Source organism: Flavobacterium sp. ALJ2 (genome assembly GCF_015594725.1).
In the GTDB taxonomy this organism is placed as follows: Bacteria; Bacteroidota; Bacteroidia; order Flavobacteriales; family Flavobacteriaceae; genus Flavobacterium.
In genome coordinates, this window is record NZ_JADNRC010000002.1 from 38,078 (window position 1) to 65,071 (window position 26,994).

The window sequence follows — 26,994 nt, forward strand, 5'->3', positions numbered from 1 at the left end:
TATGAAACAGATAACCAATATTTTCGTCTTTTTAGGATTATTACTTTTAATAAGTTGTAATTCTGAACCTTCGTTGCAGAAATATTTTGTAGAGAACACAGAAAACAAAAATTTTATTGCCCTCGATGTCTCTCCAAGCATTCTAAATGTCGATAAAACAAAACTATCAGCCGAACAAAGCGAAGCATTAAAGTCATTTGACAAAATGAACATTCTGGCTTTTAAACGAAATGATAAAAATCAGGCTGAATACGAAGTAGAAAGAACCAAAGTAAATACTATTTTGAAGAATCCGAAATACCAGCAATTAATGAAATTTGGTTCTGGAAAAGACGGCGCCTCAGTAAGCTATGTTGGAACTGACGAAAATATTGAAGAATTTGTAGTTTATGCCAATAGAAATGAAAATGGTTTTGCTGTAGTTCGTGTTTTAGGAAAAAACATGAATCCAAACAATATCATGACATTAATGACCGTTCTTAAGGAATCTAATATAGATATGGAACAACTTAAACCGTTACAACAACTGATTAAATAATTCTTACTTTTAAAAACAAAAAAGCCTCAAAATCTAAATTTTGAGGCTTTTTTATATTTTATGATTTAAGATTATTTACTCAAATACATTTTTCTTCTTGAATATAATTCATAGAACTGATCATCTTTTAAATCATCAATAAACAAGATACTTTCTCCAGTTGATTTCATCTCTGGTCCTAATGCTTTATTTACATTATGGAATTTACTGAATGAGAATACTGGTTGTTTAATTGCAAATCCTTTTAATTGTGGATTAAATTTAAAATCAGTTACTTTATTATGACCCAACATTACTTTTGTAGCGTAGTTTACATAAGGTTCTCCGTATGCTTTTGCTATAAATGGTACTGTTCTAGATGCTCTAGGGTTTGCTTCGATAATATAAACGGTATCGTCTTTTATAGCGAACTGAATGTTTATTAACCCAACCGTTTTTAAAGCTCTGGCAATTTTTATAGTATGATCTTTTATCTGTTGCATCACGAATTCTCCCAAGTTAAAAGGAGGCAATGTTGCATTACTATCTCCAGAGTGAACTCCGCAAGGCTCGATATGCTCCATTATACCAATGATATAAACATTACCATCAACATCACAAATTGCATCAGCTTCAGCCTCGATTGCTCCGGCAAGGTAATGATCTAAAAGTAATTTGTTCCCAGGAATAGTTTTCAATAAATTGATAACGTGCTCTTCAAGTTCTTTCTTGTTGATTACAATTTTCATCCCCTGCCCACCTAATACATAAGAAGGACGAATCAATAATGGAAAATCAAGCGTATCTGCCAAAGCCGAAGCTTCATCAGCCGTTTCAGCAATTCCAAATTGCGGGAAAGGAATATTTAATTCAGTCAATAATTCTGAAAAACGACCTCTATCCTCAGCTAAATCTAAAGCATCAAAACTAGTTCCGATGATTTTTACACCGTATTTAGATAATTTTTCAGCTAATTTCAAAGCAGTTTGTCCACCAAGCTGTACAATTACTCCTTCTGGTTTTTCATGCTGAATGATATCGTAAATATGCTCCCAGAAAACTGGTTCAAAATATAATTTATCAGCAGTATCAAAATCAGTCGAAACTGTTTCAGGATTACAGTTAATCATAATCGTTTCGTAACCACATTCTTTAGCAGCCAATACTCCGTGAACACAAGAATAGTCAAATTCAATTCCTTGCCCGATACGGTTTGGTCCTGAACCTAAAACTATTATTTTCTTTTTATCCGTAACAACACTTTCGTTATCTACATAACGTTCGCCGTTTGCTTTTTCAATTTCTGCTTCAAAAGTCGAATAGTAATAAGGTGTTTTAGCTTTAAATTCGGCAGCACAAGTATCTACCAATTTAAACACACGATTAATGTTCATTCCCATTCTTAAAGAATGAACTTCGCTTTCCAAACAATTCACCATATGAGCAATTTGTCTGTCGGCAAAACCTTTTTGTTTCGCTTCAAGCAAAAGTTCTTTTGGAAGAGTAGCTATTTTATAATTCGAAATTTCTTTCTCTAAAGTATGAAGCTCTTCATATTGTTTCAAGAACCACATATCTATTTTAGTAATCTCATGAATACGGCTCAATGGAATTCCCATTGCAATTGCATCATAAATTACAAAAACACGATCCCAACTTGCAAAAGTTAGTTTCTCGATAATCTCTTCATAATTTTTATATCCTTTTCCATCAGCACCTAAACCATTACGTTTAATTTCTAATGATTGAGTTGCTTTATGTAAAGCTTCTTGAAATGAACGACCAATTCCCATAACCTCACCTACAGATTTCATCTGTAGACCAAGAGTTCTGTCAGCACCTTCAAATTTATCGAAGTTCCAACGAGGAATTTTTACAATTACATAATCCAAAGTTGGTTCAAAAAGAGCCGAAGTTGATTTTGTAATTTGATTTTGTAATTCATCCAGATTATATCCTAACGCTAGTTTAGAAGCAATTTTTGCAATTGGATATCCAGTTGCTTTTGATGCTAATGCTGATGAACGAGATACACGTGGATTAATTTCAATCGCAACGATATCTTCTTTTTCATCTGGCGAAACTGCAAATTGCACGTTACAACCTCCTGCAAAATTTCCGATACTACGCATCATCAGGATTGCATAGTCACGTAATTTCTGGAATGTCTTGTCAGATAATGTCATTGCTGGCGCAACTGTAATCGAATCTCCAGTATGAATTCCCATTGGATCCATATTTTCGATAGAACAAATGATTACTACATTATCATTTTTATCTCTCAAAAGTTCCAATTCATACTCTTTCCACCCCATTAAAGCTTTATCAATTAAAACCTCATGTATTGGAGAAGCCTCAAGCCCTCTTGTCAAGAGCTCATCGAAATCTTCTTTTTTATAAACCACAGCTGCTCCGGTTCCTCCTAAAGTAAATGAAGGACGAATAACTAATGGAAAACCAAATTCCTGAGCAATTTCTTTTCCTTCTAAATAGGAAGTTGCAGTTTTTGCAGGTGCAGTTGGTACATTAATTTTTTCAAGAAGTTGTTTAAACTGCTCTCTATCCTCAGTAATGTTGATTGCATTTACATCAACCCCGATTAATTTTACCCCAAAATCTGCCCAAATTCCTTTTTCATCAGCTTCCAAACATAAATTCAATGCCGTTTGTCCACCCATTGTAGGCAAAACAGCATCGATTTGTGGATGTGCTTTCAGAATTTCAATAATCGATTTTGTAGTTAATGGCTTCAAATATATATGATCGGCCATACTTGGGTCGGTCATAATAGTCGCTGGATTTGAATTTATCAAGATAACTTCAATTCCTTCTTCACGAATAGAGCGTGCTGATTGTGATCCTGCATAATCAAATTCGCAAGCTTGACCAATAACAATAGGTCCTGAACCTATTATTAAAACTGATTTTATTGATGTGTCTTTAGGCATTTTAATTGTATTGTGTAGTTATATTTTCGCTTAATGTTTAAGTCTACTTGTTTAGAAATTAAAACATTACTGTTTTTTTAATGACAAGGTATAAAAAAAGGCGATACTAAAAAAAGTAACGCCTTATTTATGTTTATAGAAACATTATTTTTTGTGTCTAGGTTCGCTAGAAACAGTTAACTTATGTCTTCCTTTAGCTCTTCTACGTGCCAGAACTTTTCTTCCATTCGCAGAAGCCATTCTGTCCATAAATCCGTGCTTATTTCTTCTTTTTCTTTTCGATGGTTGAAACGTTCTTTTACTCATTGCTTTGTATCTTTAAATATGGTGTCTAATATCTTCTTTTTGTTCTTCGAATTTTGTTACTCTAAAACCGAGTGCAAATATACAAAGACTTTTTTTCCTTGCAAGTAGTTTTATAAAAATATTTTTAATTCATTTTACTATCTTTGCAATCACAAAAATACACCTATTATGTTTCACAGAAATATTAAAATTATTTTAGCCGGACTATTAGTAGTTGCTGGCATTTGGCAATTTACAGAAAGTAATATCGGAAACGGAATCTTCCTTATATTATTGACAGGAATCCCTATTTTCCTTTATTTTAAAAACGAATTCATCTTATTAGCCTTCTTAAAACTAAGAAAACAAGATTTTGAAGGTGCTAAAAAATGGCTAGCATACATCAAAAATCCTGAAATTGCTTTGGTAAGAAAACAACAAGGTTACTTTAACTACCTACAGGGTATTATGGTTTCTCAAACTAATATCAATCAAGCTGAAAAATATTTCAAAAAAGCAATTGAACTTGGCTTATCTATGGATATGGATTTAGCTGTAGCCAAATTAAATCTAGCTGGTGTTGCTATGTCACGCCGAAGAAAGCTTGAAGCAACAAACTTATTAAATGAAGCCAAAAAGCTTGATAAACAAGGGATGCTAAAAGAGCAAATTACAATGATGAAAGAACAAATGAAAAAAATATAGTTTCATATTTATCTCTTATAAAAAAAACCATCCGCAAAAACGGATGGTTTTTTTCATGATCAATAAGTCAAGAGAAAACTTAATCATAACCAAAGAATCTACTCTAAAATAATTTTAGGCAAGTTTTCATTTAACCATTTAAACTTATTCAAAATCATAATATGAGTTCCCCCTTTCACTACTTTACAGTTTGTAATATACTTTATAGGAAAAACATCATCTTGATCTCCATGAATATGAATTACATTTTCATCAATTTGGGTTCGATCCCAAAGAATCACTTGTTCAATTGCCCAATCTAGGTAGCGAATATCGCGCACAGACAAAAACTTCTCATAAAGCTTCAATCGTTTATTTATCTTTTCACCAAAAGAAAACCTAGCCATACTCTCTACATTTAAGATCAATCGCATAGGGATTAATTTATAAGCCTTAGTCGATTTGGCAATTTTCATTCTTCTAGGAAACTCAGCATTGCTTTTCACACTCGAAATAATAATTACTTTTCTAGCTTTTATATGCCTTGCCATTTCCTGAACCATGATACCTCCAAAAGACACTCCAATTAAAATAGGATTTTGATGTTTTATATTTTGAGTAATTCTTTTAGCATAATCTGATAAAGGTTCGCCATCAAGTGGTATTTCCCATTCTAACAAATGCATTTCAAAAATATCTTCTGGCAATGTAATCCTCTCAAAAATAGTTGTACTTGCCGCAAGACCAGGCATGAAATAAACAGGAACTTTACTCATAATCACATTTCTAATATTAACAACAACGAAAAAACTATTATTGATATAAAATTATTGTTTTTTAACGACTCTAGCTCTCTTTTTACAATAATATTATCACTTAAAATCATAGTAAACCCGCTTACTCACAACAGTTTTAAAAATGTAAAACATTTCTCATTCACAAAATCATTTGTTATTGAATATCAAATGATTACCTTTGCATCAGAAATAATTTATTTCTAACAATATATTACAAGAGGTCCTCATCGACCTTTTCACAGGGTTCATTTCTTCTTTTTTTTTAAATACCACATAAAAAACAAATAATATGGAAACTATTTCAGCAATGGAAATCAAAGACAATACCTTTGCAAGACAATTTGAAATCTCAACACCTACAGGATTAGTAACAATCGAATACTCTTTTCAAGAAAAAAAAATATTTCTAACAAAAATAAACACTCCCGAATCATTTGACGATCAGGAACTTTTTTATAATATGCTTAAAAGCATAATGGAAATTTCAATTGAACGAAAATTAAAAGTAGTCCCTATTCATCCTAAAATTGCAACTTTCTTTAAGAAAAACCCAATTTACAAAGAACTACTTCCGCCTGGTATCCGAATTTAATAATAACCGATTATATTCATCCACAACCCTCCTATCACCATATAAATGAGTAATAGGACAAGACCTGTTACAAGACCTTTTACCCACCAACTCTTTAAATCGACATAGCCGCTACCAAAAAACACAGGAGCTGGTCCATGACCGTAATGGGTTAATGTACCATAAAGCGACCCAACAAATCCAAGCATAAAAGCCAATAGTAACCCCGGAACTCCCAAAGAAACCCCGACCCCTAATAACGCCGCATACATTGCCGCTACGTGAGCCGTTGCACTCGCAAAAAGATAATGACTAAAAAAGTAAACAAGAATTATAATAGGAAAAGCCATTTGCCAACTTAACCCCCCTATTTGCTCTTTTACCAAATCACTAAACCATCCGATAAAACCTAATTCATTGAGCGAACTAGCCATCATTACCAAAACCGAAAACCATACGATAGTATCCCAAGCTCCCTTCTCTGATTTTACATCTTCCCAAGTTAACACTGAAGTTAATAACAAAATTACCAACCCAATGAAAGCTGTTGTTGTAGCATCAATAGAAAACAAATCACCCGTCATCCAAAGAAACAACAAGATAAAAAACGTTAATAACATTAACCATTCATTTCTAGAGATTGGCCCCATGTCTTTTAGCTTTTGCTTCGCAATTCCTGGAGCATCGGCTGTCGATTTTAATTCAGGCGGATAAATTTTATACAATACTAAAGGAATTACAAAAAAAGCAACTAACCCCGGTACAATCGCAGCAAGCGCCCAAGACATCCAAGTTATTTTAATCCCTAAATTTAAGGCAAACTTTTGACACATAGGATTACTTGCTGTTCCTGTTAAAAACATTGAGGATGATATAAGATTCATATTGTAACTATTCAATGTCAAAAACGAACCTAACTTCTTGTGTGTTTCAGGCTTATCTGGCTCTGACCCAAAACTTATCGCCATCGATTTCATAATGGGATAGATAATCCCTCCTCCCCTAGCCGTATTACTAGGAACAGCAGGAGCAAGACATAAATCAGCAAGCCCTAATCCATAAGCAAGCCCTAATGAACTTTTCCCAAATATTCTTATAAAAATAAAAGCGATTCTATTTCCAAGTCCAGTCTTAATAAATCCGCGTGCTATAAAAAATGAAATTCCTATTAGCCATATCACTTTATCACCAAATCCTCTTAAAGCCAATGTTATCGATTTCCCAGCTTCGCCAGGCGCCAATACCTGCGAGAATGCTGTAACAGCTATTGCAATCATACACATAGTCCCCATAGGGGCTGCCTTTAAAATAATCCCGAGAATAGTCGCCACAAAAATAGCAAACAAATGCCAAGCTTCTTCTTTAACACCTTCGGGAGCTGGAATAATCCAAAGAGCAATACCAATTGCAAATGTTATTAATGTTTGAGGAATTTTTACTTCTTTCATAATATGGAAATTAAATTATATTAAAGTCTAGTTTGAAATTGAACGATAAATAAATTATCATTATACATAGATGTATTAGGGATATTCTTATCATACCTATCGATTTCAAATCCTAATTCAATTCTGCCAGTATAAGCCTTTCCAAATTCAAGACTCAACATCGGTGTATATGTTTTACGAACATTTGAATTTAATTTGAAATTAGTATCAAAAGACTCATAACGACATGAAAACTCTAAAGAAGTCAGTTTTTTATAATCTATACGGTATCTCAAATTTGGCATAACATAATACCCGCGCATCTGATAATCATCTGCATGCAATGTCCTACCATCTACTGGTAATGAAAAATATAAATTATGATTCGTCCCCTGTTTATACTCAAGCTGCAGATCAAAAGTAAATTTATCCGTAAGTTTAAAATCACTCGTAATGTCAGCTCCTAAAGCAAAAACATCCTGATTAAATACTTTTCCTGTCCCACCATTTAATCCTAAATTAATTTTATGCAGTTTAGACAATCCAAAAACCCATCTTGTAGAATATTGTTTTCCGCTGTCTTTATCTTTTTCCTGATTTCTCCCAGTCCCATTTAAGATAGAAATAGCATAACTTACAGGAAGACTTCCAACATCAAAAGAACCTGTTGCAGAAGCCCCTATTTGAAAGCTCGTCCAACCATTTTTCCCAAATTCATAATATTGATTTGAGAAATCAAAAGACTTAATAACATCTACAGGAACAAGCTCTTCTATACCAAAAGCTGGTCGGAACTGTCCTCCTGTTACTGCAAAATACTTACTAAAAGTATATTTTGCATAAGCATTTTCAAGAACTTTATTTTTAGGATCCGATTTAAAATCAGCTAAATTTACTAAAATCACCACTTCTGTTTGCTCACTCAATTTTGTATTTAACCCAACACGCATTCTTTTAACATCAAATGAAGTTTGAGTAACTTCTCCCGTTGAATTGTGAACTCCAAGAACATCTACATTATCTGAAAGCGCTCCTAAAAATCGAGCTTGAAAAAGTCCTTTAAACTGAAATTGTGGATATTTTACAGTTTTATCAGAATTCGTTGTAGCCTGATTTACATCAACTTGAGCATTCAAAAAATAAGGAACCATTAAGATAGCGAATACAATTTTAATTAGCGAAAACTTCCCCATGAGTATATTTTAAATAAAAATTTAAACTAGTAATTAATCAATACGCAAAATTTGATTTTTAAATCCGCTCTCTTATCTCCTGTTAGCCCCTTCATTTACAGGCCTTGTTCCTGCTGGTCTAGTTACTGGCCTTGTCGTTGCTGGCTGCACAGGTCTAACAGCAGGTCGCGTTGATTGGGCGGCTGGAGTAACTGGACGTGTTGCTGGCCTTGTTACTGGCTGTGTTGGCCTGGCAACTGGTCTCGTTGATGGATTAGTTGGAGTTACCGGACGTGCAGTTGGCCTTGTTGTTTCTGCTCCCGGTCTAGTCGCTGGAGTTGTAGGACGAGTTACTGGCCTAGTCGTATTTCCTGGTCTGGTTGATGGAGTTGTAGGACGCGTTGTTGGCCTAGTCGCATTTCCCGGTCTAGATGGCCTAGTAGAAGTAACTGGTGCTGGTTTTTTATAATCTCTTCCATTATAGGTAGAATTATAGCGCCCGTTGGTTCTATTAGTTCTAACAACTACTGATGTATTTCTTCTACTAACATAATTATTATAATACCTAGGATATCTTATAACAGCTGTCCTCTGATAATAAGGACTTCTGTAATAATGCCCATGATATCCCCAATAATCATGATAATAAACTGGACGCCAAGGGCGCCAGTACGAAGGATAGTACCCCCAGTGCCAAGGAGACCTATATACTACATATACGGGAGAAAACAAAAATACAACCACTGGCCATGCACTTACACTAGTACTCACATAACTTGGACTAGTTGTTGTATTATAATTATTAGTTGTATTATTATTTACAATTACAGTAGCTTCTCCTTTGTATCCCGGATTAGGTGTTCCTGAAACAGCATCTGAAGGTTCTACAATATAATTTTTACCATATAATTCTTCGTCACCTATAGCCTGAACATGCACCTTGTTCTTTTTATCCCTAGTTACCTCAATCACAGCAACATCTTGTGTTTCTTTACTATTCACAGCTACCTGAAGTACAATTACATGAGTACTACCTTCCTTATGGCCTTCTACCTCAATATAATCGATTTCCCCATCATTATTTAGGTCTAAATTATTAACCTTGCTATCTGGATCATTTAATGCTCTTTCAAAATCTTCTAATGTTTTTGATTTTTGAAAAACATCTAATACTGCAAATAAATTAAGATTATCACCAGGTAACCCCAAAGCAACTGGCTCATCATTTATTTGAGAAAACACAGGAAGACTAAACGAACTAGTCAACATAATAGCTAAAAATAATAGATTTTTTTTCATGTTAATAAGTAGTTAATTTATTAAATATATATACTAAGGTATAAAAAAACAAATAAAGTTCTATATCATCAAAAAAATTTCTATTTTCTTAATGAAAGCTATAGTGAGTTTTTAAATGCGATTATGTATTTACTTATTACAAAACAAAGATTGTAAGACTAATATTCTTAACTTTGCGAATAACTGTATTTCATATACAATCATTCTATTTATAAAATCTTACAAAATATATTTAGATTTATCATATAATAGAAACAAAAAACATACAATGAGAAAACTTTCACCTATTTTCTTTTTCTTTCTTTCATTAACTTATGGATATGCCCAAATTGAAGTCTCTCCAACTTTAGAAGAGGCCATTAATAAAGCGTTAGAAAAAAGTAATTCTTTAAAAAACAAAGACCTCGATATTGAAAAATTAAATCTTCAAGAGAAAGGAATTTGGAACAAATACATTCCTACTGTCGAAGCAAGTGCACTATACACGTATTTTGATAATAAACTAACGGTAGATCTTCCTACTGCTACTATTCCTATTGTAAATTATCCTTTATTTGACGGAAAAACAGCCTTTAAAAATTACGGAAACCTTTTTAATGGAAGCGTAATGGCTAAAACAGTTTTATTTAGTGGTATGCAAATTCCAAATGGAGCCAAAGCAATACACGAAAAAACCAAAGGAACTGCATTTTTAAAAGAATCCGAGAAAGATGGAATCATAAAAGATGTCATTAATACCTTTGATCAATTAGAGTTATTAAAAGAAATTGACAGACTAATAAAAGAAAGTGAAAAACGATTAGATACCGAAACCAAACGTGTTGCAAAAGCAATAGAACAAGGTCTTGCAATTCCTTACGATAGAGATAAAATCAAATTAGCCTCACTTGAATTAGCTTCTAAAAAAATTGAACTGGACGGAAAACGAAAATTAGTTTATAAAAAAATTCAGTACTTAACAGGGTACTCTATTGCCGAAATAGAAAATGTGCATTATGACTTGGTTCCGTATTTAATTACAAATGAAAAATTAAGTACTCAAAACAAACAAGAAATAAAAGCTTTGGAGTCTTTTAAAACTGCATATGAATATTTACTAAAAAAAGAAAAAGGCACTTATTTACCAACCTTAGGAGCATTTGGGGGTGTTTCTTATTCAAGTTTATTTAATGCCAATGCTACAACACCAATAATTACTGGAATAAATCAAGCATTATATTTAGGACTAAACGAGGCAACCATAAGCAACAACTGGGTTGTAGGCGCAGCGATGAAATGGGAGGTTTTTTCAGGTTTTGAAAGAAAACATAAAGTACACGAAGCCAAAATTAATATCGAACAGATGCAAAACCAGATTGATGACACTAAAGAAAAACTAGAATTATTACTTGAAAAAAACTTAGTTGACTATAGTGTACTAACACAAAAAATTGACATTACTCAACAACAAGAAAAAGTAGCAGGCAATAATTTAAATCTTGCCATAAAACAATACAAGGAAGGTCTTATCAATATATCGGAACGTCTTGAAGCCGAAAATGATTCTTATAAAGCATCAGTAAACAAAACAACTACCTTAATCGAACAACGATTATCTGCTATTGAAACAATAATTTCTACTGGCGATTTATCAAAAAAACTATCTAAATAAAAGTTCTATTTTATGAAAAAAGCAATTATTATAATCAATTTAATTTTCATTTTTACAAGTTGTAAAAATGAAAAAAAAGAAAATCTGATTCAGGGAAAAATAGAAAAAGAACAAATTGCAGTTGTTAGCAAAATTCCTGGGAAAATTTTAAAAATATTTATCAAAGAAGGAGATATTGTCCAAAAAGGAGATACCCTTGCAATTCTTGACATTCCAGAAGTAGATGCTAAAAAAAATCAAGCTGAAGGAGCTGTTATATCTGCAAAAGCACAATATAAAATGGCAGTAAAAGGAGCTACTGAAAACCAAATTAAACAGCTGGAAGCAAAAAAAATGGGATTAAAAGAACAGTATGAATTTGCTCAAAAATCGATTAAACGATTAACAAATATGCTCAAAGACTCCTTAATATCACAACAAACTTATGACGAAACTTTCGCTAAATACCAAGGGGCTCAAGCTCAATATAACGCTGTTATTGCTGAACTAGACGATGCGAAAAAAGGAGCTCGTATTGAGCAACAAACAATGGCTTTAGGTCAACAAGATAGAGCACTTGGAGCGTTACAAGAAGTAGAAACTGCCGATAAAGAACGCTATATTGTAGCTCCTCAAGACATGAGCATCGAAACTATAACTTTAACTATCGGCGAGCTAGCATTACCAGGTTACACCTTATTTAATGGTTATATCGCTAACAGTACTTACTTCCGCTTTACGATACCTGAAAATCAATTAGAAAAATTAAAAAAGGGACAAGAAGTAACAGTACATGTTCCTTATAAAAAAACAGACATAAAAGGAAATATTAGCACAATAAAACAACTGGGAGCCTATGGAAATATTGCAACCGCATACCCAGATTATGAAATGCAGGAAAGTTTATTCGAAATAAAAATAACACCTTCCAATGCCAATGAAACAAAAGATTTAATTACGAAAACAACTGTTACTTTATCTCTTTAACTATGCAAAATTTCTTTTCATTGCTTAAACGGGAATTCAAATTATTCTGGCAAAACAAAGTGCTTCGAATACTTTTTATTGGTGCACCAATACTTTATGGCGTCTTATTAGGTTATGTTTACGGCAAGGGTAAAGTTACCGATTTACCCATAATTGTTGTAGATCAAGATCGTACCGAGATGAGTTCAAAAGCAATTCAGATGTTTGAAGATAATGAAGTAATACATATTGCTTCAATTCTATACGATCAAAACAATCTTTCTCAGATTGCCATAAAAAAAGAAGCTACTTGTGTTGTTATCATACCAAAGGGGTTTGAAAAAATGACACTCACAAAAAAGTACCCTGAAATTACAACCATCGTAAATACTTCTAATGTTTTAACTGCCAATTACGCATCAACAGCAATACAAGTTTGCCTTGGAACATTAAAGGCTGGTGTTCAAATTGAAACTTTAAGAAAACAAGGTGTACCCGAAAACTTACTTATGTCACAATACGAACCTTTTAAGACAACTTTTATAAAGAAATACAACCGAAGCACCAACTATATGTATTTTCTTTGGCCAGGTGTTTTAGCAACCGTCTTACAACAAGTACTTTTACTAGGGCTAGCACTTTCTTTTGCGTCTGAATTTGAAAATGGAACTTTTAAAGACTTAGTTAAAAGATGCCCTTCAATTGTAAAACTCATGATTGTAAAAATAACACCTTATATGCTAATGAGTTTGGGCATTTGGTTTGTATACTGGCTCTTTACTTTATGGTTTAGACTTCCTTTTTATGAAAATTTACTTCCACTAACATTCATAGCAGGGATTTTTGTACTATCCGTTTCTTTTATTGGAATCCTGGTAAGCATTTTAGTCCCCAGTCAACTGAAAGCTACAGAAATACTAATGGTTATTGCGACTCCTAGTTTTATCCTAAGCGGATTTACTTGGCCTTTAAGTCAAATGCCACAAGCTGTACAGGCAATTGCTAATGTAATTCCATTAACGCATTTTTTAAAAGCATTTAGAATATTAATAATCGAAAATGGAACGTTCTCACAAACTACAAAACCTATTTGGAATATGATTATTATAGGATTAGTTTGTTCAATTACCGCTTATATTGCCTTATACTATAAGAAAAAAAATGTTTTAAAAGAGATTTAGACTCCCAATTATCAGACATAAAAAAACGGCATAAGTAGTTCATCTCTTATGCCGTTTTCTTTATTAAAATATAAGACTATTTTTCAATCTCTCTCATCGAATCCATCTTTTTATGCGCTAAGAAACCAGCAACATCTTCAAAATGCTCTTTAACACGCTTATTTCCAAATTCAAAAACCTTAGTTGCTAATCCGTCAAGGAAATCACGATCGTGAGAAACTAAAATTAAAGTCCCATCAAAGTCGCGTAAAGCATCTTTAATTATATCTTTGGTTTTCATGTCTAAGTGATTCGAAGGCTCATCTAGAATCAATAAGTTAACTGGCTCCAACAATAATTTTATCATTGCTAAACGTGTTTTCTCTCCTCCAGAAAGTACTTTTACTTTCTTTGTAATATCATCTCCCTGAAACATAAAAGCCCCAAGAATGTTCTTAATTTGAGTTCTAACATCTCCAACAGCAATAGCATCGATGGTTTCAAAGATTGTAGCATTCTCATCTAACAAAGAAGCCTGATTCTGAGCAAAATATCCAATTTGTGAATTATGACCAATTTCTACACTTCCTTCGTCGATACCAATCTCTTTCATGATTGCTTTAATCATAGTCGATTTACCTTCTCCATTTTTACCAACGAAAGCAACTTTTTCACCTCTTTCGATAACTATGTTAGCATCTTTAAAAACAACATGATCTCCGTATGACTTAGATAATTCTTTAACCACAACAGGGTATTGCCCTGAACGTGCTGCTGGTGGAAATTTTAATTTAAGAGCAGAATTATCTACTTCATCAACTTGCACAATAACTAATTTCTCCAGCATTTTAACACGAGACTGAACTGCATCCGTTTTAGAAAAGGTTCCTTTAAAACGATCGATAAAGGCTCTATTATCAGCAATCATCTTTTGTTGTTCATCATATGCTTTTTGTTGGTGTATACGACGATCTTTTCTTAGCTCTAAATAATGAGAATATTTGGCTTTATAATCATAAATTCTTCCCATGGTAACTTCGATAGTACGATTGGTAATATTATCTACAAACGCTCTATCGTGCGAGATTACCACAACAGCTTTTGCAGAGTTTATCAAAAACTCCTCTAGCCATTGAATACTCTCAATATCCATATGGTTGGTTGGCTCATCCAGCAAGATCAAATCTGGTTTACGCAAAAGTATTTTAGCTAATTCAATTCGCATCCTCCATCCTCCAGAAAACTCAGAAGTTTGTCGTGTAAAATCTTCACGCTCGAAACCTAATCCAACCAAAATTTTCTCAACTTCAGCTTCATAATTTACTTCTTCAATTGCATAAAATTTTTCACTTAAGTCCGAAACTCTTTCGATTAACTTCATGTACGCATCACTTTCATAATCGGTACGAACAGTTAATTGTTCGTTTATCTCATCAATTTCAGCTTTCATTTCGAAAATTTCACCAAAAGCTTTTGATGCTTCCTCCATTACAGTTGATCCATCTTTGGTCAATAAATGCTGAGGCAAATATGCCACAACAGCATCTTTTGGAGCCGAAATACTTCCAGTAGAAGGTTTACTTTGACCAGCGATTATTTTTAAAAGTGTCGATTTTCCCGCACCATTTTTACCCATAAGGGCAATTTTATCATTTTCATTTATAGCAAAAGAAACATCGCTAAAAAGTGTCGTTCCGCCAAACTGAACTGAAATATCATTAACTGTAATCATTATACTGTGAATTTGTTTATTCGGTTAATCGTTAATTTGCTAACCCAAATTTTCGAGGTGCAAAGATAGATTAATTAGAGTATTCAACAACACAATTAAACCTCTGTCATCTTCGTTTTTTTTAAATTTAGACATTCTTCTTACATATTTTATTCTATTTTATCATACCTTGTATAAGAATTTAAAAATCAAAAAACATGAGAACGAAATTAAACTTGGTAGTTTGCCTTATTGCAGGATTAATATTTGGACTTTCAGCAAATGCTCAAAAAACAGTAATCAAAAAAGAGGCTTTACCTGCAAATGCACAAACTTTCTTAAAGACTCACTTCGGATCTAAAAAGCCCAGCTATATACTGCAGGACAAAGAGATCCTCTCTACAGAATACAAAGTTCAGTTTGACAATAAGATTGAAATCGAATTTGATAAAAAAGGAAACTGGAAAGAAGTTGATGGCAAAAGCACTAAAATCCCAAGTTCTATTATCCCTAAAAAAATTGCGACTTATGTAAAAGAAAATTTCCCTAGAGAAAAGATAACCAAAATAGAAATAGGAACTTTTGGCTACGAAACAAAACTAACCAATGGTTTAGAACTAAAATTCAACCTAAAAGGCGATTTTACTAAAATCGACAAATAGTACTTAAATAAAAACCCGACAAGTTTTAAAAACTTGTCGGGTTACTTATATTATCTAATTTTCAAACTGACTAATCATCTAATTAAATCAGTCTTTTCTCCATTTTTTTGTTTCTTCAAAAATATGCTCTAAAATTGCAGCTTCTTTTTCATCAAAATCAATATTTCTGCGCCCCATAACCAGTCGAGCTGTTTCAAAAGCTTTTTTGGTAACATATGTTGTAAAACCAGCTGCTCCGCCCCAAGAAAAACTTGGCACAAAATTGCGAGGAAAGCCAGTTCCAAAAATATTAGCACTAACTCCTACTACTGTACCTGTATTAAACATCGTATTAATTCCGCATTTACTATGATCTCCCATCATTAAACCACAAAACTGAAGTCCAGTTTTAGCAAATCCTTCTATTTCATAACTCCATAATTTCACTTCTTCATAGTTGTTTTTTAGATTCGAATTATTAGTGTCTGCACCAATATTACACCATTCGCCTAAAACTGAATCTCCCAAAAATCCATCATGCCCCTTATTAGAGTTTGCAAAAACAACCGAATTCTTGACCTCCCCTCCTATCCTAGAACCTATCCCTACAGTTGTAGCTCCATAAACTTTGGCATTCATTTTAACTTGTGCATTTTCACATAAAGCAAATGGTCCACGAATAACTGAGCCTTCCATAATTTCAGCATTCTTACCTATATAAATCGGTCCTGTAGAAGCGTTTAAAGTGACAAACTCCAATTTAGCACCCTCTTCTATAAATATATTCTCCGGAGCTATAGTACTTACGCTTTTAGGGATTGGTTGCGATTTCCTGTCTTCTGTCAAGAAATTAAAATCTTCGCGAATTGCGGCATCATTTTTCGAAAAAATATCCCATGTATTTTCTACTGTTATACAATTATCATTATACTGAATAATTTCGTAAGTATCAAAATCTACTTCTTCTTGATTTTCACTTGTATAAAAAGCAATAACTTCTTCCCCTTTAAAGATAGCCTGATTTGTTTTTAAATCCGAAACTAATTCTGCTAGGTCATAATTTGGCAAAAACGAAGCATTTATCATCACGTTTTCCTCAAGCTCTACCATTGGATATTTTTCTGACAGATACTCTTCAGTTATTGTGGTTGTAGTTGATCCTAAATACATTTCCCATTTTTGACGTATCGTCATTATTCCGATCAAAATATCGGCAACAGGTCGGGTAAACGTAAAAGGCAACAAGGCATTCCGGACGGGCCCGTCGAATAGAATGTAATTCATATATTAATTTAATTTGGCAATATTTTAAAATCTTGATTTGGTTATCGAGTTCAAAGTTACAAATATTTTATTTGTTTCATTTAACGATAAGGCTTCTTAATCAAGCATTAAGATAATATATTTATACAAAAAAAGCCTTCCGAAAAGGAAGGCTTTGATTTATTTAGAAACAAACTAAAATTATTTAGCGTGTTTAGCATATTTAGTTTTGAATTTATCAATACGTCCTGCAGTATCGATAAGTTTAGATTTACCTGTGTAAAAAGGGTGAGATGTTCTAGAGATCTCCATTTTCACAAGTGGATATTCAACACCATCAACTGTTATTGTTTCTTTTGTATCTGCAGTAGATTTAGTAACAAAAACTTCTTCATTTGACATGTCTTTGAAAGCAACTAATCTGTAATTTTCTGGGTGAATTCCTTTTTTCATCTTTTCTTTTTATTTATTGTTTGGAGCGTTTTAATTTTGAAGCTTCTTCGTGGTTAGAAAAAGGTGTAAATGCAACTACTCTTTTTGTTTAAAATCTTTTAATTATTTCAGTTTGCAAATTTACAATTATTTTTCAATAAACAAACCTTTGCCCTGTTTTTTTTATCTAAAATCGAAAAGCATTTTTTATCCATGAATATATTGGGAATTGTTATATTTGTGGATTAATTTTAAAACATATAAATTATGATTAATGAAGTTATAAAAAAGAATGGAATTACTTACGGTATAATAATAGGTGTTGTTGCCTGCTTATCACAAATTATTACGTACGTAGGTGGTGATAATTTTTATAAAAATACTTTGTATGGCATCTTCATATCATTAATATACTGGGGAATTAAAATATTTCAGGTTATAATAACTAAAAAACAATTAGGGAATACAATTAACTTCAAAGACAGCTTTACAACTTTACTAATCTCTACAAGTATCGGAATATTAATATCAATATTATTCAGCTATATTTTCTATAACTTTGTATCACCCGAATTTAAACCAGAAATAAACAACTTCATGAATTCTAAACAAGTAGAATTATTCAAAGCGATGGGGAAAACCACATCAGAATTAAATGAGTTATTAAAAAATGACAATTTTTCTATAGGCAATCTTGTTAAAGGAGGGCTTTTTTCAATAATAATCAGTTCTATTTTCAACTTAATTATTTCAGCAATTATCAAATCTAAACCATTACAACAATAGTGAATTTATCTATACTTATACCACTTCTTAACGAAGAGGAATCACTTACAGAACTATACACATGGATCATTAAAGTGATGAAATCTAACAATTACTCATATGAAATCATTTTTGTAGATGATGGAAGTACAGATAATTCTTGGAATATTATTGAAGGTTTTTCTAATGAAAACCCAAATGTAAAAGGAATCCGATTCATGAAAAACTTTGGTAAATCGCAAGCGTTACATGCTGGTTTTGCCAAAGCAAATGGTGATGTTATCATTACTATGGATGCCGATTTACAAGATAGTCCAGACGAAATCCCTGGATTATACGAAATGATTACCAACCAGAAATTTGATTTGGTTTCGGGCTGGAAAAAGAAACGTTACGACTCTGTTGTAGCAAAAAATTTACCGTCAAAATTATTTAATTGGGCAGCCAGAAAAACTTCGGGTGTTGAATTAAATGATTTTAATTGCGGATTAAAAGCATATAAAAATGCTGTTGTTAAGAACATTGAAGTTTCAGGCGAAATGCACCGATATATTCCGGTTTTAGCAAAGAATGCAGGTTTTAATAAAATTGGAGAGAAAGTAGTTATACACCAGGCTCGTAAATACGGCGAAACCAAATTTGGCATGGAGCGCTTTGTTAATGGCTTTCTGGATTTGATTACAATTTGGTTTTTATCAAGATTTGGAAAAAGACCAATGCACCTATTTGGCGCAATGGGATCGCTTATGTTTATAATTGGGTTTTTATTAGCTGGTTATATTGGTGTTTCCAAATTGTACCACATGTATATGGGAATGCGTTATAACTTGGTAACAAATAATCCTTGGTTTTTTATCGCACTAACAACTATGATATTAGGTACACAATTATTCCTTGCTGGATTTTTAGGAGAAATTATTTTACGAACTAAAAACAATGAAGCTCGTTATAAAATAGCCCATCAGGTTAATTTTTAAAATACACCTTTGCCTTATCGGGAAGCAGGAAATCAGTTCGATGAATAGTAATCCTTACTCCTGAAATTACATTATTATTTTGACTTACAATTTAAACAATATACAAATGAATATAGCACCTAACATATTAACTGCTGTAAACGAATGGCTTACGCCAGCATTTGACAACGAAACACAAGCGGCTATTAAAGAAATGATGACAACGTCGCCTAAAGACCTTGAGGAAGGTTTTTATAAAAATCTAGAATTCGGAACTGGTGGAATGCGTGGTGTCATGGGCGTTGGTAGTAACCGCATCAATAAATATACCCTTGGAAAAAATACACAGGGACTTTCTGACTACATGCATAAAGTTTTCCCTAACAAACCTCTTAAAGTAGCAATCGCTTATGATTGCCGTCACAATAGTAATACACTTGCAAAAGTTGTTGCAGACGTTTTCTCTGCAAATGGAATCCATGTGTATTTATTTTCAGATATGCGTCCGACTCCTGAATTATCTTTTGCTCTTAAATATTTAGGCTGCCAATGTGGTATTGTACTTACAGCATCCCATAACCCTCCTGAATATAACGGGTACAAAGTATACTGGGAAGATGGTGGCCAAATTGTTCCTCCTCAGGATGCTGAAATTATTGCGATGATTGAAAGCATAGATTATGCTAAAATTAAATTTCATGCTAATGAAAAATTAATTGAATATATAGATACTGAGATTGATAATGCCTTTATCAAATCATCTATTGAGAATGCTAGTTTTAATACTCCAGCAAAAGCTAAAGAAAATTTACAAATCGTTTTTACGTCTTTACATGGAACTTCTATAAAATCGATTCCTCCTACTTTATCACAAGCAGGCTACACCAATGTACATATTGTACCTGAACAAGCTGTCCCAAACGGAGATTTCCCTACTGTAAAATCACCTAACCCAGAGGAACCGGAAGCATTAACAATGGCACTTGTATTAGCTGATAAAACAAATTCAGATATTGCTGTTGGTACTGATCCTGACTGCGACCGCCTTGGAGTTGCTGTTCGCAATAACGAAGGCAAAATGATTTTGCTAAATGGAAATCAAACCATGATATTAATGACTTCCTTTTTATTGCAAGAGTGGAAAAAAGCTGGCAAAATTAATGGAAAACAATTTATAGGTTCAACTATTGTTTCAACCCCTATGATGATGGAACTTGCAACAAGCTATGATGTTGAATGCAAAATAGGTTTAACAGGCTTTAAATGGATTGCCAAAATGATTAAAGATTTCCCTGAACTTGAATTCATAGGTGGCGGAGAAGAAAGCTTTGGTTTCATGGTTGGAGATGCTGTACGTGATAAAGATGCTGTTGCTGCAACTTTATTAATTTGTGAAATGGCTGCTCAAGCAAAAGCAAATGGAAGCTCTGTTTACAAAGAACTTCTAAAACTTTATGTTGAACACGGATTTTACAAAGAGTACTTAGTTGCTTTAACCAAAAAAGGAATAGAAGGGTTGCAAGAAATCAATCAAATGATGATTAATTTACGTGAAAACCCTGTAAAAGAAATAGATGGCCAAAGAGTAATAATGGTAGAAGATTACCAATCATCTACAGCATTAAACTTATTGAGTGGAGAGGTTTCTGAAATGACTATTCCAAAATCAAATGTGCTTATTTATTATACAGAGGATGGTTCTAAAATTTGTGCAAGACCAAGCGGAACTGAACCAAAAATTAAATTTTACATTAGCGTAAATACTCAATTGGACTCTGTAAAAGACTTTGATGCAGCTGATGCGGTTTTAGATAAAAAAATAAAAAATATTATCACAGCAATGCAATTGAATTAATTTTTTTACTTCTGACTTATAACGTTGATTTAAAAAATAAAAACATCTTGAATGAATAATTTCAAAAGAATATTTCCTTTTATATTTCCTTATAAAAGATATGCATACATGAACATTTTTTTTAACATTCTGTATGCGCTGTTTAGCACGCTTTCGTTTATGGCATTAATTCCTATGATTCAGGTTTTATTTGACCAAACAAAAAGAAACACCACAATACCTGTTTACGAAGGTATTTGGGAGCTAAAAAACTATGCAGAAAACTACTTAAGCTACTTTATCACACAAGCAACTGATAACTATGGCGTAGGATACACACTATCTATAATGGTAGCAGTAATTATTTCGATATTTTTATTGAAAAATCTATGTGATTATCTCGCTATGTTCTTCATTACTTTTTTAAGAAATGGAGTTTTAAGAGACATGCGAAATGCGATGTACAAAAAAACACTTGAATTACCTTTGGCATTTTTCTCAGAAAAAAGAAAAGGAGACGTTATCTCACGTATTGCAGGTGATGTCAATGAGGTACAAACATCATTTCTTGCCATTTTAGAACTTATCGTAAAAGAACCGCTTACTATCCTATTTACAATTATTGCCATGCTTGCCATAAGCCCGCAATTAACTCTTTTTGTTTTTGTTTTTATTCCCATTTCTGGATATATCATATCATTAATAGGAAAACAATTAAAAAAACAATCAACCAAGGCCCAACAAGAACAAGGAACATTTTTATCAACTATTGAAGAAACATTAGGCGGGTTAAAAGTGGTAAAAGGATACAACTCTGAGAATTATTTCAATAGTGTTTTTCAAAATTCAACACAACGTTTCTTTCAACTATCAAATAGTATTGGTAATCGCCAAAACTTAGCTTCTCCTGCAAGTGAATTCATGGGAATCATGGTAATTGCAATTTTATTATGGTACGGTGGTCAAATGGTTTTAATCGAAAAAACATTAAACGGCGCTTCATTCATCGCTTACATGGGATTAGCTTACAATATACTTACCCCAGCAAAAGCAATCTCTAAAGCTTCTTATGGCGTAAAAAGAGGAAATGCAGCAGCAGAACGTGTATTAGAAATTCTTGATCAAGAAAACCCAATTACAAGTAAAGTAAACGCTATAGAAAAAGCTACATTTGACTCTGACATCACAATAAAGAACATCAACTTTAAATACGAAAAAGAAAATGTACTAAAAGACTTTTCTCTCGAAATAAAAAAGGGACAAACTGTTGCTCTAGTTGGACAATCTGGTAGTGGAAAAAGTACTATCGCTAATCTCCTTACTCGTTTTTACGATGTAAACGAAGGCAGTATAAAAATTGACGGCATCAACATTAAAGACATGTCTTTACATTCTCTTCGTGGTTTGATGGGGCTAGTAACTCAAGACAGTATCTTGTTTAATGACACCATAAAAGCTAATATTTCATTAGGAAAACTAGACGCAACCGATGAAGAAATTATTGAAGCTCTAAAAATTGCCAATGCTTTTGAATTTGTAAACGAATTACCTCTTGGTATTTATACTAATATTGGTGATAGCGGAAACAAACTTTCTGGTGGGCAAAAACAACGTTTATCAATTGCTCGTGCCGTTTTAAAGAATCCTCCAATTATGATTCTAGATGAAGCTACATCTGCACTGGATACTGAAAGCGAAAAATTTGTACAGGTTGCTCTTGAAAACATGATGCAAAACCGCACCTCTATTGTTATTGCGCATCGTTTATCAACTATTCAAAAAGCAGATTTAATTGTTGTTATGCAAAAAGGTAAAATTGTAGAACAAGGAACTCATGAAAACCTAATAGCTTCAAACGGAACTTATAATAAGTTGGTTACCATGCAGTCATTTGAATAATTTTTCTTAAATTAGAGATACCTAAGATGTAAACACTTATGTATCGTCACAATTCAAACATTAATCTTCCTGAAGATCCCAATACAGTAGTCTGGAAATACTTAGATTTATCTAAGTTTCTAGACTTATTGATGTCTAAAAAACTATTCATGTCCCGTTCTGATAAATTTGAAGATCAGTACGAGGGAACGTTTAGCGAACCTACCTATGAGGAGATAAAAAAACTCGCTATAGACAATCCTGATTTTATAAATTATTATAAAACACACCGCGAAAAAGTCGCAATAAGCAGTTGGCATATAAATGAATATGAATCATTTGCTATGTGGCAGATATTCACCCAAAATAGCGAAGGGCTAGCGATTCAATCTACCATTGGAAGACTGCAAAAAGCATTAAAACCCGAGAATAATTTTGATCAATATATTGGTGAAGTAAATTATATTGATTACAAGAAAGAATACATCCCCTTTGATGATTTATTCTTTCCGTTTTTATTTAAAAGAAAAAGTTTTCAATATGAACGTGAAGTACGCATAATTACAGATTCATCCAAAAGCAACATTAAAATTAATGATGGATTAAGAATTAATGTTAACCTTAAATATCTTATTGAAAAAATATACATTCATCCCAAATCAGAGAACTGGTATAAAAAACTTGTAATTGACTTGGTTCACAAATTAGGCTATGACTTTGATATAGAAAAATCAGACCTTGAAAGTGACATATTAATATAATTACAAACTCTAAATTGGCTTATAACTAATCACTTTCCAATCTTTAACTCCGAGATTGATGTAGTTGTAATGCAGAACATCATTTTTATCAAACTGACCATTTTTATTAGTGTCTTCGATAGTTCTAAAATACAAACGATTTTTTGACTCTATAACATTCCAATCTATTAATTCTTGAAAATCTTCAGAAACTTTAATAAATTGCTCTCCACTAATATCACTTAAATACAATGCTTTTATATCGCTGGTATCCAATTTCCCGTCTTTATTGGTATCCATATCTACCATGGTATACACCATAACATGGTTATGCGTTTTATCGGCAATTGTTTTTAAATAAGTTGCTGTTTGAATTAAAACCGCTTTATCTGTCAATGGTCTTATAGAATCCGAATCTATCTTCTGAAATTTTAAATTTTGTAAATATCCAGTAATTTCATATTCACCAATATTCGAAATTGTAAAACTTATATCATTTACACTAGATGAACCATAACGTGCCTTAACCCCCTTTTCATATACTCTTACATCTCCAACTGGATGAATTAAATAATCAGTCCCTTCCATCTGAATTGGCAAATCAGCAATTGCAACTTGCGTTGAATCTACCTTAGCAATTACTTTTGAAGAAGTTGAAGCGTCATAAGTAACCTTTGGTTTTTCGACTTCATTTTTGCAACTCACTAAGAGTAAAACAGAAAGACTTATAATAGATATATGTAATTTTCTCATGTTGTTTTATTAAAAAATAATTTCAAATGTAATGAATTTTAAAAATGGTTCATACCTTTACAGTCAATTTATACATTCTAAACTAGCTTTTTCATTGGTTATTATAACCTAGCAGTTAATTTTACATTAAAAACTCTCGAAGTCATATAATTAGGAATTGCATATTGATTTTTAGAATACACATCCCGAACCCAAGTATTAGTAATAGCATTTTTATTATCAAAAAGATTAAAGATTTCAAACCCTACTGATAATTCTTTAAAATCTTTAAATAGTTTGCTTTTTACAATTCTGTTATTGTCAATAAAAACTTTAGAAAACCCAACATCTGCCCGACGATAATCATTCAATCTATTTTGATATAAATATGGATCTGAATACGAAGGAGACCCTCCAGGTAATCCTGTATTATAAACCAAATTCAAATACAATTTTACACTTGGAATATTAGGCATATAATCTTGGAATAAGAGAGCAAATTTCAATCGTTGATCTGTTGGTCTTGCTATATATCCTTTATTTTCGTAATTCTCTTCGGTTTTTAAATATCCAAAACTAAACCACGATTCGGTTCCAGGTACAAACTCGCCATTTAATCTAAAATCTAAACCTTGCGCATAAGCCGTAGCATTATTATTGGCCACATATCGAACCCTCACATTGTCTATACTATAAACATTAACGTCTGACAATGATTTATAATACAACTCCGAAACAAGTTTAAATGGTCTATTCCACATTTTAAAACTATAGTCGTTACTTAAAACCACATGTACTGATTGTTGTGCTTTGGTATTTGGCAATACTTCTCCACTAGCATCTCGCAATTCTCTATAAAATGGCGGTTGATGATATAATCCTCCAGAAAGTCTAAAAATCATATCCACATCCCAATCTGGCTTTATAGCAATTTGCGCACGCGGACTAAATACTAACTGATTCTTCCCTTCAACAATTCCTCCTGACACTTTCCAATCCTGAAAACGAACTCCTGCATTATACCAAATTTCACTAGATCCTATAGTACCTTTTCGGCTCCATTGCGCATAACCCGAAAATCGATTTATAGTATTAAAATTTATTGCCCTCACATTTTGATAAGGAAAAAGTGGGCCTATGTAAGATTCGTTTGGCTGATTGTTTTTGGAAAAACTTACAATTGGTGGATTTACTGAAAAACCTGCTGAGTCAATTACCTCCCACTCTGCCACACGATCACGTATAGATTCACGAGTATATTTTACTCCCCATTCAAGAAGATTGTCTTTCCAATTATAAATCCCTTTTAATTCAGCATTAACAATTAAAGCATCTAGATCATTCCGCGCATGATTTAATTGCGAACCAATTCCTTTGGTATAATTTACCTCTTGCAAAACTACCGAACCATCACTATCTACCTCACCTAAACGATATTGTGCCAAAATATCATAATGTTCCTGTTCTTGTGTATGAAATATAGAACCTATGAACTTTAAAGTAAAATCTGAAGAAACAGTATATGTTGATTTTATTGCACCAAAATAAGTATCATATTTATCTCTTTCCTGTCCTTCATAATATACTGCTAGCGCCATTGGCTTATCAATGGTTCCAAATTTAGTTTCTCGAGTTAATGGCTGATACAAATATTTATTTTGAGAAATAGCTCCTAAAAAACTCCATTGCCATTTTTCTGAAGCGAAATAGTTAATATTTGTTTGAATATCAATATAAGAAGGCGTATAATTAGTCTGTGTATCTTGACTATTTACAAGCATACTATTGTTTCGATAACGAACTCCTGTAATTGCCGACCATTTCTTGTTTTTAGAAACTGCGTCAACAGCAATACTTCCTCCAAGTAAACTTGCCTCAAAAGATGCTCCAAATTGAGTTGGTTTTCGATATGTAATATCCAATACTGACGAAAGCTTATCACCAAACTTAGCTTGAAATCCTCCTGCCGAAAAATCGACGTTCTGAATCAAATCGGTATTTGTAAAACTCAAGCCCTCTTGTTGACCTGAACGAATTAAAAATGGGCGATATACTTCAATCTCATTTACATAAACAAGATTTTCATCATAATTCCCTCCTCGAACAGCATATTGCGTACTTAGTTCATTGTTCGAATTTACTCCTGGTAATGTTTTTAATATATTCTCGATTCCTGCATTGGCACCTGGAATTTTCTTTATAATGGTTTGATCTACGGTTGTAATTCCTTGTATGCGCTTTTTATTTGCCATGACAACAATCTCTCCCATTTGTTCAGCATAACTATTCATTACAGGATTTAAAACGAATACCTCATTCGGTTTTAAAGTTACTGTTACCGTCATCATTTTCTGAGAAACGTGAGTAAAAACAATAATTACTTTTTTATTAGATGGAATCAAAATATCAAAAAAACCATCCAAATTAGATTGCGTTACATTTCCTGAGTGAGAAACATTTACATCTGTAATAGGGAAATTGCTTTCATTAAGAATTATTCCTTTCACTCGGGCATTCTGAGCAAACGAAACAAAACCAACACACAATAAAAGGGAAACAAATAGTAGGTTCTTGTTCAAACGTTAT

At 32.7% G+C, this 26,994-nt stretch carries 23 protein-coding genes; 12 read left to right on the plus strand and 11 right to left on the minus strand.

The window, feature by feature from the left end:
* Position 1: 1 nt before the first annotated feature.
* Positions 2-538: a DUF4252 domain-containing protein gene (locus tag IUY40_RS02395; RefSeq protein WP_195735300.1), complete on the plus strand. Its 537-nt coding sequence runs from the start codon at positions 2-4 to the stop codon at positions 536-538.
* A gap of 71 nt (positions 539-609) precedes the next feature.
* Here the strand turns inward: IUY40_RS02395 and carB are convergent, their stop codons facing one another.
* Entirely contained in the window at positions 610-3,465 is a 2,856-nt protein-coding gene (gene carB, locus IUY40_RS02400; protein ID WP_195735301.1) for a carbamoyl-phosphate synthase large subunit, read from the minus strand.
* 144 nt (positions 3,466-3,609) lie between these two features.
* Complete coding sequence (gene rpmH, locus IUY40_RS02405) at positions 3,610-3,771, minus strand: 50S ribosomal protein L34 (RefSeq protein WP_008464848.1); 162 nt, start codon at positions 3,769-3,771, stop codon at positions 3,610-3,612.
* 168 nt (positions 3,772-3,939) lie between these two features.
* Here rpmH and IUY40_RS02410 point away from each other — a divergent pair, with 168 nt between their 5' ends.
* Positions 3,940-4,455, plus strand: a complete 516-nt coding sequence (locus IUY40_RS02410; protein ID WP_195735302.1) for a DUF2892 domain-containing protein — start codon at positions 3,940-3,942, stop codon at positions 4,453-4,455.
* 98 nt (positions 4,456-4,553) lie between these two features.
* Here IUY40_RS02410 and IUY40_RS02415 read toward each other — a convergent pair whose 3' ends face one another.
* Complete coding sequence (locus IUY40_RS02415; protein WP_195735303.1) at positions 4,554-5,210, minus strand: alpha/beta hydrolase; 657 nt, start codon at positions 5,208-5,210, stop codon at positions 4,554-4,556.
* A 328-nt stretch (positions 5,211-5,538) separates the two neighbouring features.
* Here IUY40_RS02415 and IUY40_RS02420 point away from each other — a divergent pair, with 328 nt between their 5' ends.
* Positions 5,539-5,823 (plus strand): N-acetyltransferase, encoded by a 285-nt coding sequence (locus IUY40_RS02420; protein ID WP_195735629.1) that lies wholly within the window; start codon positions 5,539-5,541, stop codon positions 5,821-5,823.
* On the opposite strand, the gene IUY40_RS02425 is transcribed toward IUY40_RS02420, so the two are convergent.
* The 3 genes from IUY40_RS02425 to IUY40_RS02435 form a co-directional block, all read right to left on the minus strand.
* On the minus strand, positions 5,820-7,250 hold the full coding sequence (locus IUY40_RS02425) for an anion permease (protein WP_195735304.1): 1,431 nt from the start codon (positions 7,248-7,250) through the stop codon (positions 5,820-5,822). The two genes, IUY40_RS02420 and IUY40_RS02425, sit on opposite strands and share 4 nt — an antisense overlap.
* 20 nt (positions 7,251-7,270) lie before the next feature.
* Positions 7,271-8,422 (minus strand): porin, encoded by a 1,152-nt coding sequence (locus IUY40_RS02430; protein ID WP_195735305.1) that lies wholly within the window; start codon positions 8,420-8,422, stop codon positions 7,271-7,273.
* A 72-nt stretch (positions 8,423-8,494) separates the two neighbouring features.
* Positions 8,495-9,700: a hypothetical protein gene (locus tag IUY40_RS02435; RefSeq protein WP_195735306.1), complete on the minus strand. Its 1,206-nt coding sequence runs from the start codon at positions 9,698-9,700 to the stop codon at positions 8,495-8,497.
* A 268-nt stretch (positions 9,701-9,968) separates the two neighbouring features.
* Between IUY40_RS02435 and IUY40_RS02440 the strand changes: the two genes are divergently transcribed.
* From IUY40_RS02440 to IUY40_RS02450, 3 genes are read left to right on the plus strand one after another with little or no spacing between them, the layout of a single operon-like run.
* Positions 9,969-11,351 carry a TolC family protein gene (locus IUY40_RS02440; RefSeq protein WP_195735307.1) on the plus strand — a complete coding sequence of 461 codons (1,383 nt, stop codon included), beginning with the start codon at positions 9,969-9,971 and terminating at the stop codon, positions 11,349-11,351.
* 12 nt (positions 11,352-11,363) lie between these two features.
* Positions 11,364-12,317: a biotin/lipoyl-binding protein gene (locus IUY40_RS02445; protein ID WP_195735308.1), complete on the plus strand. Its 954-nt coding sequence runs from the start codon at positions 11,364-11,366 to the stop codon at positions 12,315-12,317.
* 2 nt (positions 12,318-12,319) lie between these two features.
* A complete protein-coding gene (locus tag IUY40_RS02450) occupies positions 12,320-13,477 on the plus strand; it encodes an ABC transporter permease (protein ID WP_195735309.1) in 1,158 nt (385 codons plus the stop codon).
* A 76-nt stretch (positions 13,478-13,553) separates the two neighbouring features.
* On the opposite strand, the gene IUY40_RS02455 is transcribed toward IUY40_RS02450, so the two are convergent.
* Positions 13,554-15,188, minus strand: coding sequence for an ABC-F family ATP-binding cassette domain-containing protein (locus IUY40_RS02455; RefSeq protein WP_195735310.1), 1,635 nt, complete (start codon positions 15,186-15,188; stop codon positions 13,554-13,556).
* Between the two features lie 197 nt (positions 15,189-15,385).
* On the opposite strand from IUY40_RS02455, the gene IUY40_RS02460 reads away from it, so the two are divergent.
* Complete coding sequence (locus tag IUY40_RS02460) at positions 15,386-15,829, plus strand: PepSY-like domain-containing protein (protein WP_195735311.1); 444 nt, start codon at positions 15,386-15,388, stop codon at positions 15,827-15,829.
* Positions 15,830-15,916: 87 nt separating this feature from the next.
* Here the strand turns inward: IUY40_RS02460 and IUY40_RS02465 are convergent, their stop codons facing one another.
* Both IUY40_RS02465 and IUY40_RS02470 read right to left on the minus strand, forming a co-directional pair.
* Positions 15,917-17,092, minus strand: a complete 1,176-nt coding sequence (locus IUY40_RS02465) for a GlmU family protein (protein WP_195735312.1) — start codon at positions 17,090-17,092, stop codon at positions 15,917-15,919.
* Between the two features lie 180 nt (positions 17,093-17,272).
* The gene (locus IUY40_RS02470; protein WP_129539582.1) at positions 17,273-17,524 is read right to left on the minus strand and encodes a type B 50S ribosomal protein L31; all 252 of its coding nucleotides are present in this window, start codon (positions 17,522-17,524) and stop codon (positions 17,273-17,275) included.
* A 246-nt stretch (positions 17,525-17,770) separates the two neighbouring features.
* Between IUY40_RS02470 and IUY40_RS02475 the strand changes: the two genes are divergently transcribed.
* The 5 genes from IUY40_RS02475 to IUY40_RS02495 all read left to right on the plus strand — a co-directional run bounded on the left by IUY40_RS02475 (position 17,771) and on the right by IUY40_RS02495 (position 23,697).
* Complete coding sequence (locus IUY40_RS02475) at positions 17,771-18,289, plus strand: DUF4199 domain-containing protein (RefSeq protein WP_195735313.1); 519 nt, start codon at positions 17,771-17,773, stop codon at positions 18,287-18,289.
* A complete protein-coding gene (locus IUY40_RS02480) occupies positions 18,289-19,245 on the plus strand; it encodes a glycosyltransferase family 2 protein (RefSeq protein ID WP_195735314.1) in 957 nt (318 codons plus the stop codon). Before IUY40_RS02475 ends, IUY40_RS02480 begins: the two co-directional genes overlap by 1 nt.
* 106 nt (positions 19,246-19,351) lie before the next feature.
* Entirely contained in the window at positions 19,352-21,079 is a 1,728-nt protein-coding gene (locus tag IUY40_RS02485; RefSeq protein ID WP_195735315.1) for a phospho-sugar mutase, read from the plus strand.
* 51 nt (positions 21,080-21,130) lie between these two features.
* Positions 21,131-22,957 carry an ABC transporter ATP-binding protein gene (locus IUY40_RS02490; RefSeq protein WP_195735316.1) on the plus strand — a complete coding sequence of 609 codons (1,827 nt, stop codon included), beginning with the start codon at positions 21,131-21,133 and terminating at the stop codon, positions 22,955-22,957.
* A 38-nt stretch (positions 22,958-22,995) separates the two neighbouring features.
* Positions 22,996-23,697, plus strand: a complete 702-nt coding sequence (locus IUY40_RS02495) for a hypothetical protein (RefSeq protein ID WP_195735317.1) — start codon at positions 22,996-22,998, stop codon at positions 23,695-23,697.
* A gap of 9 nt (positions 23,698-23,706) precedes the next feature.
* On the opposite strand, the gene IUY40_RS02500 is transcribed toward IUY40_RS02495, so the two are convergent.
* Positions 23,707-24,429, minus strand: a complete 723-nt coding sequence (locus tag IUY40_RS02500) for a hypothetical protein (RefSeq protein WP_195735318.1) — start codon at positions 24,427-24,429, stop codon at positions 23,707-23,709.
* 101 nt (positions 24,430-24,530) lie between these two features.
* A complete protein-coding gene (locus IUY40_RS02505; protein WP_195735319.1) occupies positions 24,531-26,987 on the minus strand; it encodes a TonB-dependent receptor plug domain-containing protein in 2,457 nt (818 codons plus the stop codon).
* Positions 26,988-26,994 lie beyond the last annotated feature (7 nt).

What these genes read in the sequence shown, in the direction of transcription:
- IUY40_RS02465 (WP_195735312.1), bottom strand. Translation starts at nt 17,092, where the DNA reads ATGAATTACATTCTATTCGACGGGCCCGTCCGGAATGCCTTGTTGCCT.
- IUY40_RS02500 (WP_195735318.1), bottom strand. Translation starts at nt 24,429, where the DNA reads ATGAGAAAATTACATATATCTATTATAAGTCTTTCTGTTTTACTCTTA.
- IUY40_RS02445 (WP_195735308.1), top strand. Translation starts at nt 11,364, where the DNA reads ATGAAAAAAGCAATTATTATAATCAATTTAATTTTCATTTTTACAAGT.
- IUY40_RS02470 (WP_129539582.1), bottom strand. Translation starts at nt 17,524, where the DNA reads ATGAAAAAAGGAATTCACCCAGAAAATTACAGATTAGTTGCTTTCAAA.
- IUY40_RS02410 (WP_195735302.1), top strand. Translation starts at nt 3,940, where the DNA reads ATGTTTCACAGAAATATTAAAATTATTTTAGCCGGACTATTAGTAGTT.
- IUY40_RS02430 (WP_195735305.1), bottom strand. Translation starts at nt 8,422, where the DNA reads ATGGGGAAGTTTTCGCTAATTAAAATTGTATTCGCTATCTTAATGGTT.
- IUY40_RS02415 (WP_195735303.1), bottom strand. Translation starts at nt 5,210, where the DNA reads ATGAGTAAAGTTCCTGTTTATTTCATGCCTGGTCTTGCGGCAAGTACA.
- IUY40_RS02450 (WP_195735309.1), top strand. Translation starts at nt 12,320, where the DNA reads ATGCAAAATTTCTTTTCATTGCTTAAACGGGAATTCAAATTATTCTGG.
- IUY40_RS02420 (WP_195735629.1), top strand. Translation starts at nt 5,539, where the DNA reads ATGGAAATCAAAGACAATACCTTTGCAAGACAATTTGAAATCTCAACA.
- IUY40_RS02495 (WP_195735317.1), top strand. Translation starts at nt 22,996, where the DNA reads ATGTATCGTCACAATTCAAACATTAATCTTCCTGAAGATCCCAATACA.
- IUY40_RS02455 (WP_195735310.1), bottom strand. Translation starts at nt 15,188, where the DNA reads ATGATTACAGTTAATGATATTTCAGTTCAGTTTGGCGGAACGACACTT.
- IUY40_RS02395 (WP_195735300.1), top strand. Translation starts at nt 2, where the DNA reads ATGAAACAGATAACCAATATTTTCGTCTTTTTAGGATTATTACTTTTA.
- IUY40_RS02425 (WP_195735304.1), bottom strand. Translation starts at nt 7,250, where the DNA reads ATGAAAGAAGTAAAAATTCCTCAAACATTAATAACATTTGCAATTGGT.
- IUY40_RS02460 (WP_195735311.1), top strand. Translation starts at nt 15,386, where the DNA reads ATGAGAACGAAATTAAACTTGGTAGTTTGCCTTATTGCAGGATTAATA.
- IUY40_RS02440 (WP_195735307.1), top strand. Translation starts at nt 9,969, where the DNA reads ATGAGAAAACTTTCACCTATTTTCTTTTTCTTTCTTTCATTAACTTAT.
- IUY40_RS02475 (WP_195735313.1), top strand. Translation starts at nt 17,771, where the DNA reads ATGATTAATGAAGTTATAAAAAAGAATGGAATTACTTACGGTATAATA.
- rpmH (WP_008464848.1), bottom strand. Translation starts at nt 3,771, where the DNA reads ATGAGTAAAAGAACGTTTCAACCATCGAAAAGAAAAAGAAGAAATAAG.
- IUY40_RS02490 (WP_195735316.1), top strand. Translation starts at nt 21,131, where the DNA reads ATGAATAATTTCAAAAGAATATTTCCTTTTATATTTCCTTATAAAAGA.
- carB (WP_195735301.1), bottom strand. Translation starts at nt 3,465, where the DNA reads ATGCCTAAAGACACATCAATAAAATCAGTTTTAATAATAGGTTCAGGA.
- IUY40_RS02485 (WP_195735315.1), top strand. Translation starts at nt 19,352, where the DNA reads ATGAATATAGCACCTAACATATTAACTGCTGTAAACGAATGGCTTACG.
- IUY40_RS02435 (WP_195735306.1), bottom strand. Translation starts at nt 9,700, where the DNA reads ATGAAAAAAAATCTATTATTTTTAGCTATTATGTTGACTAGTTCGTTT.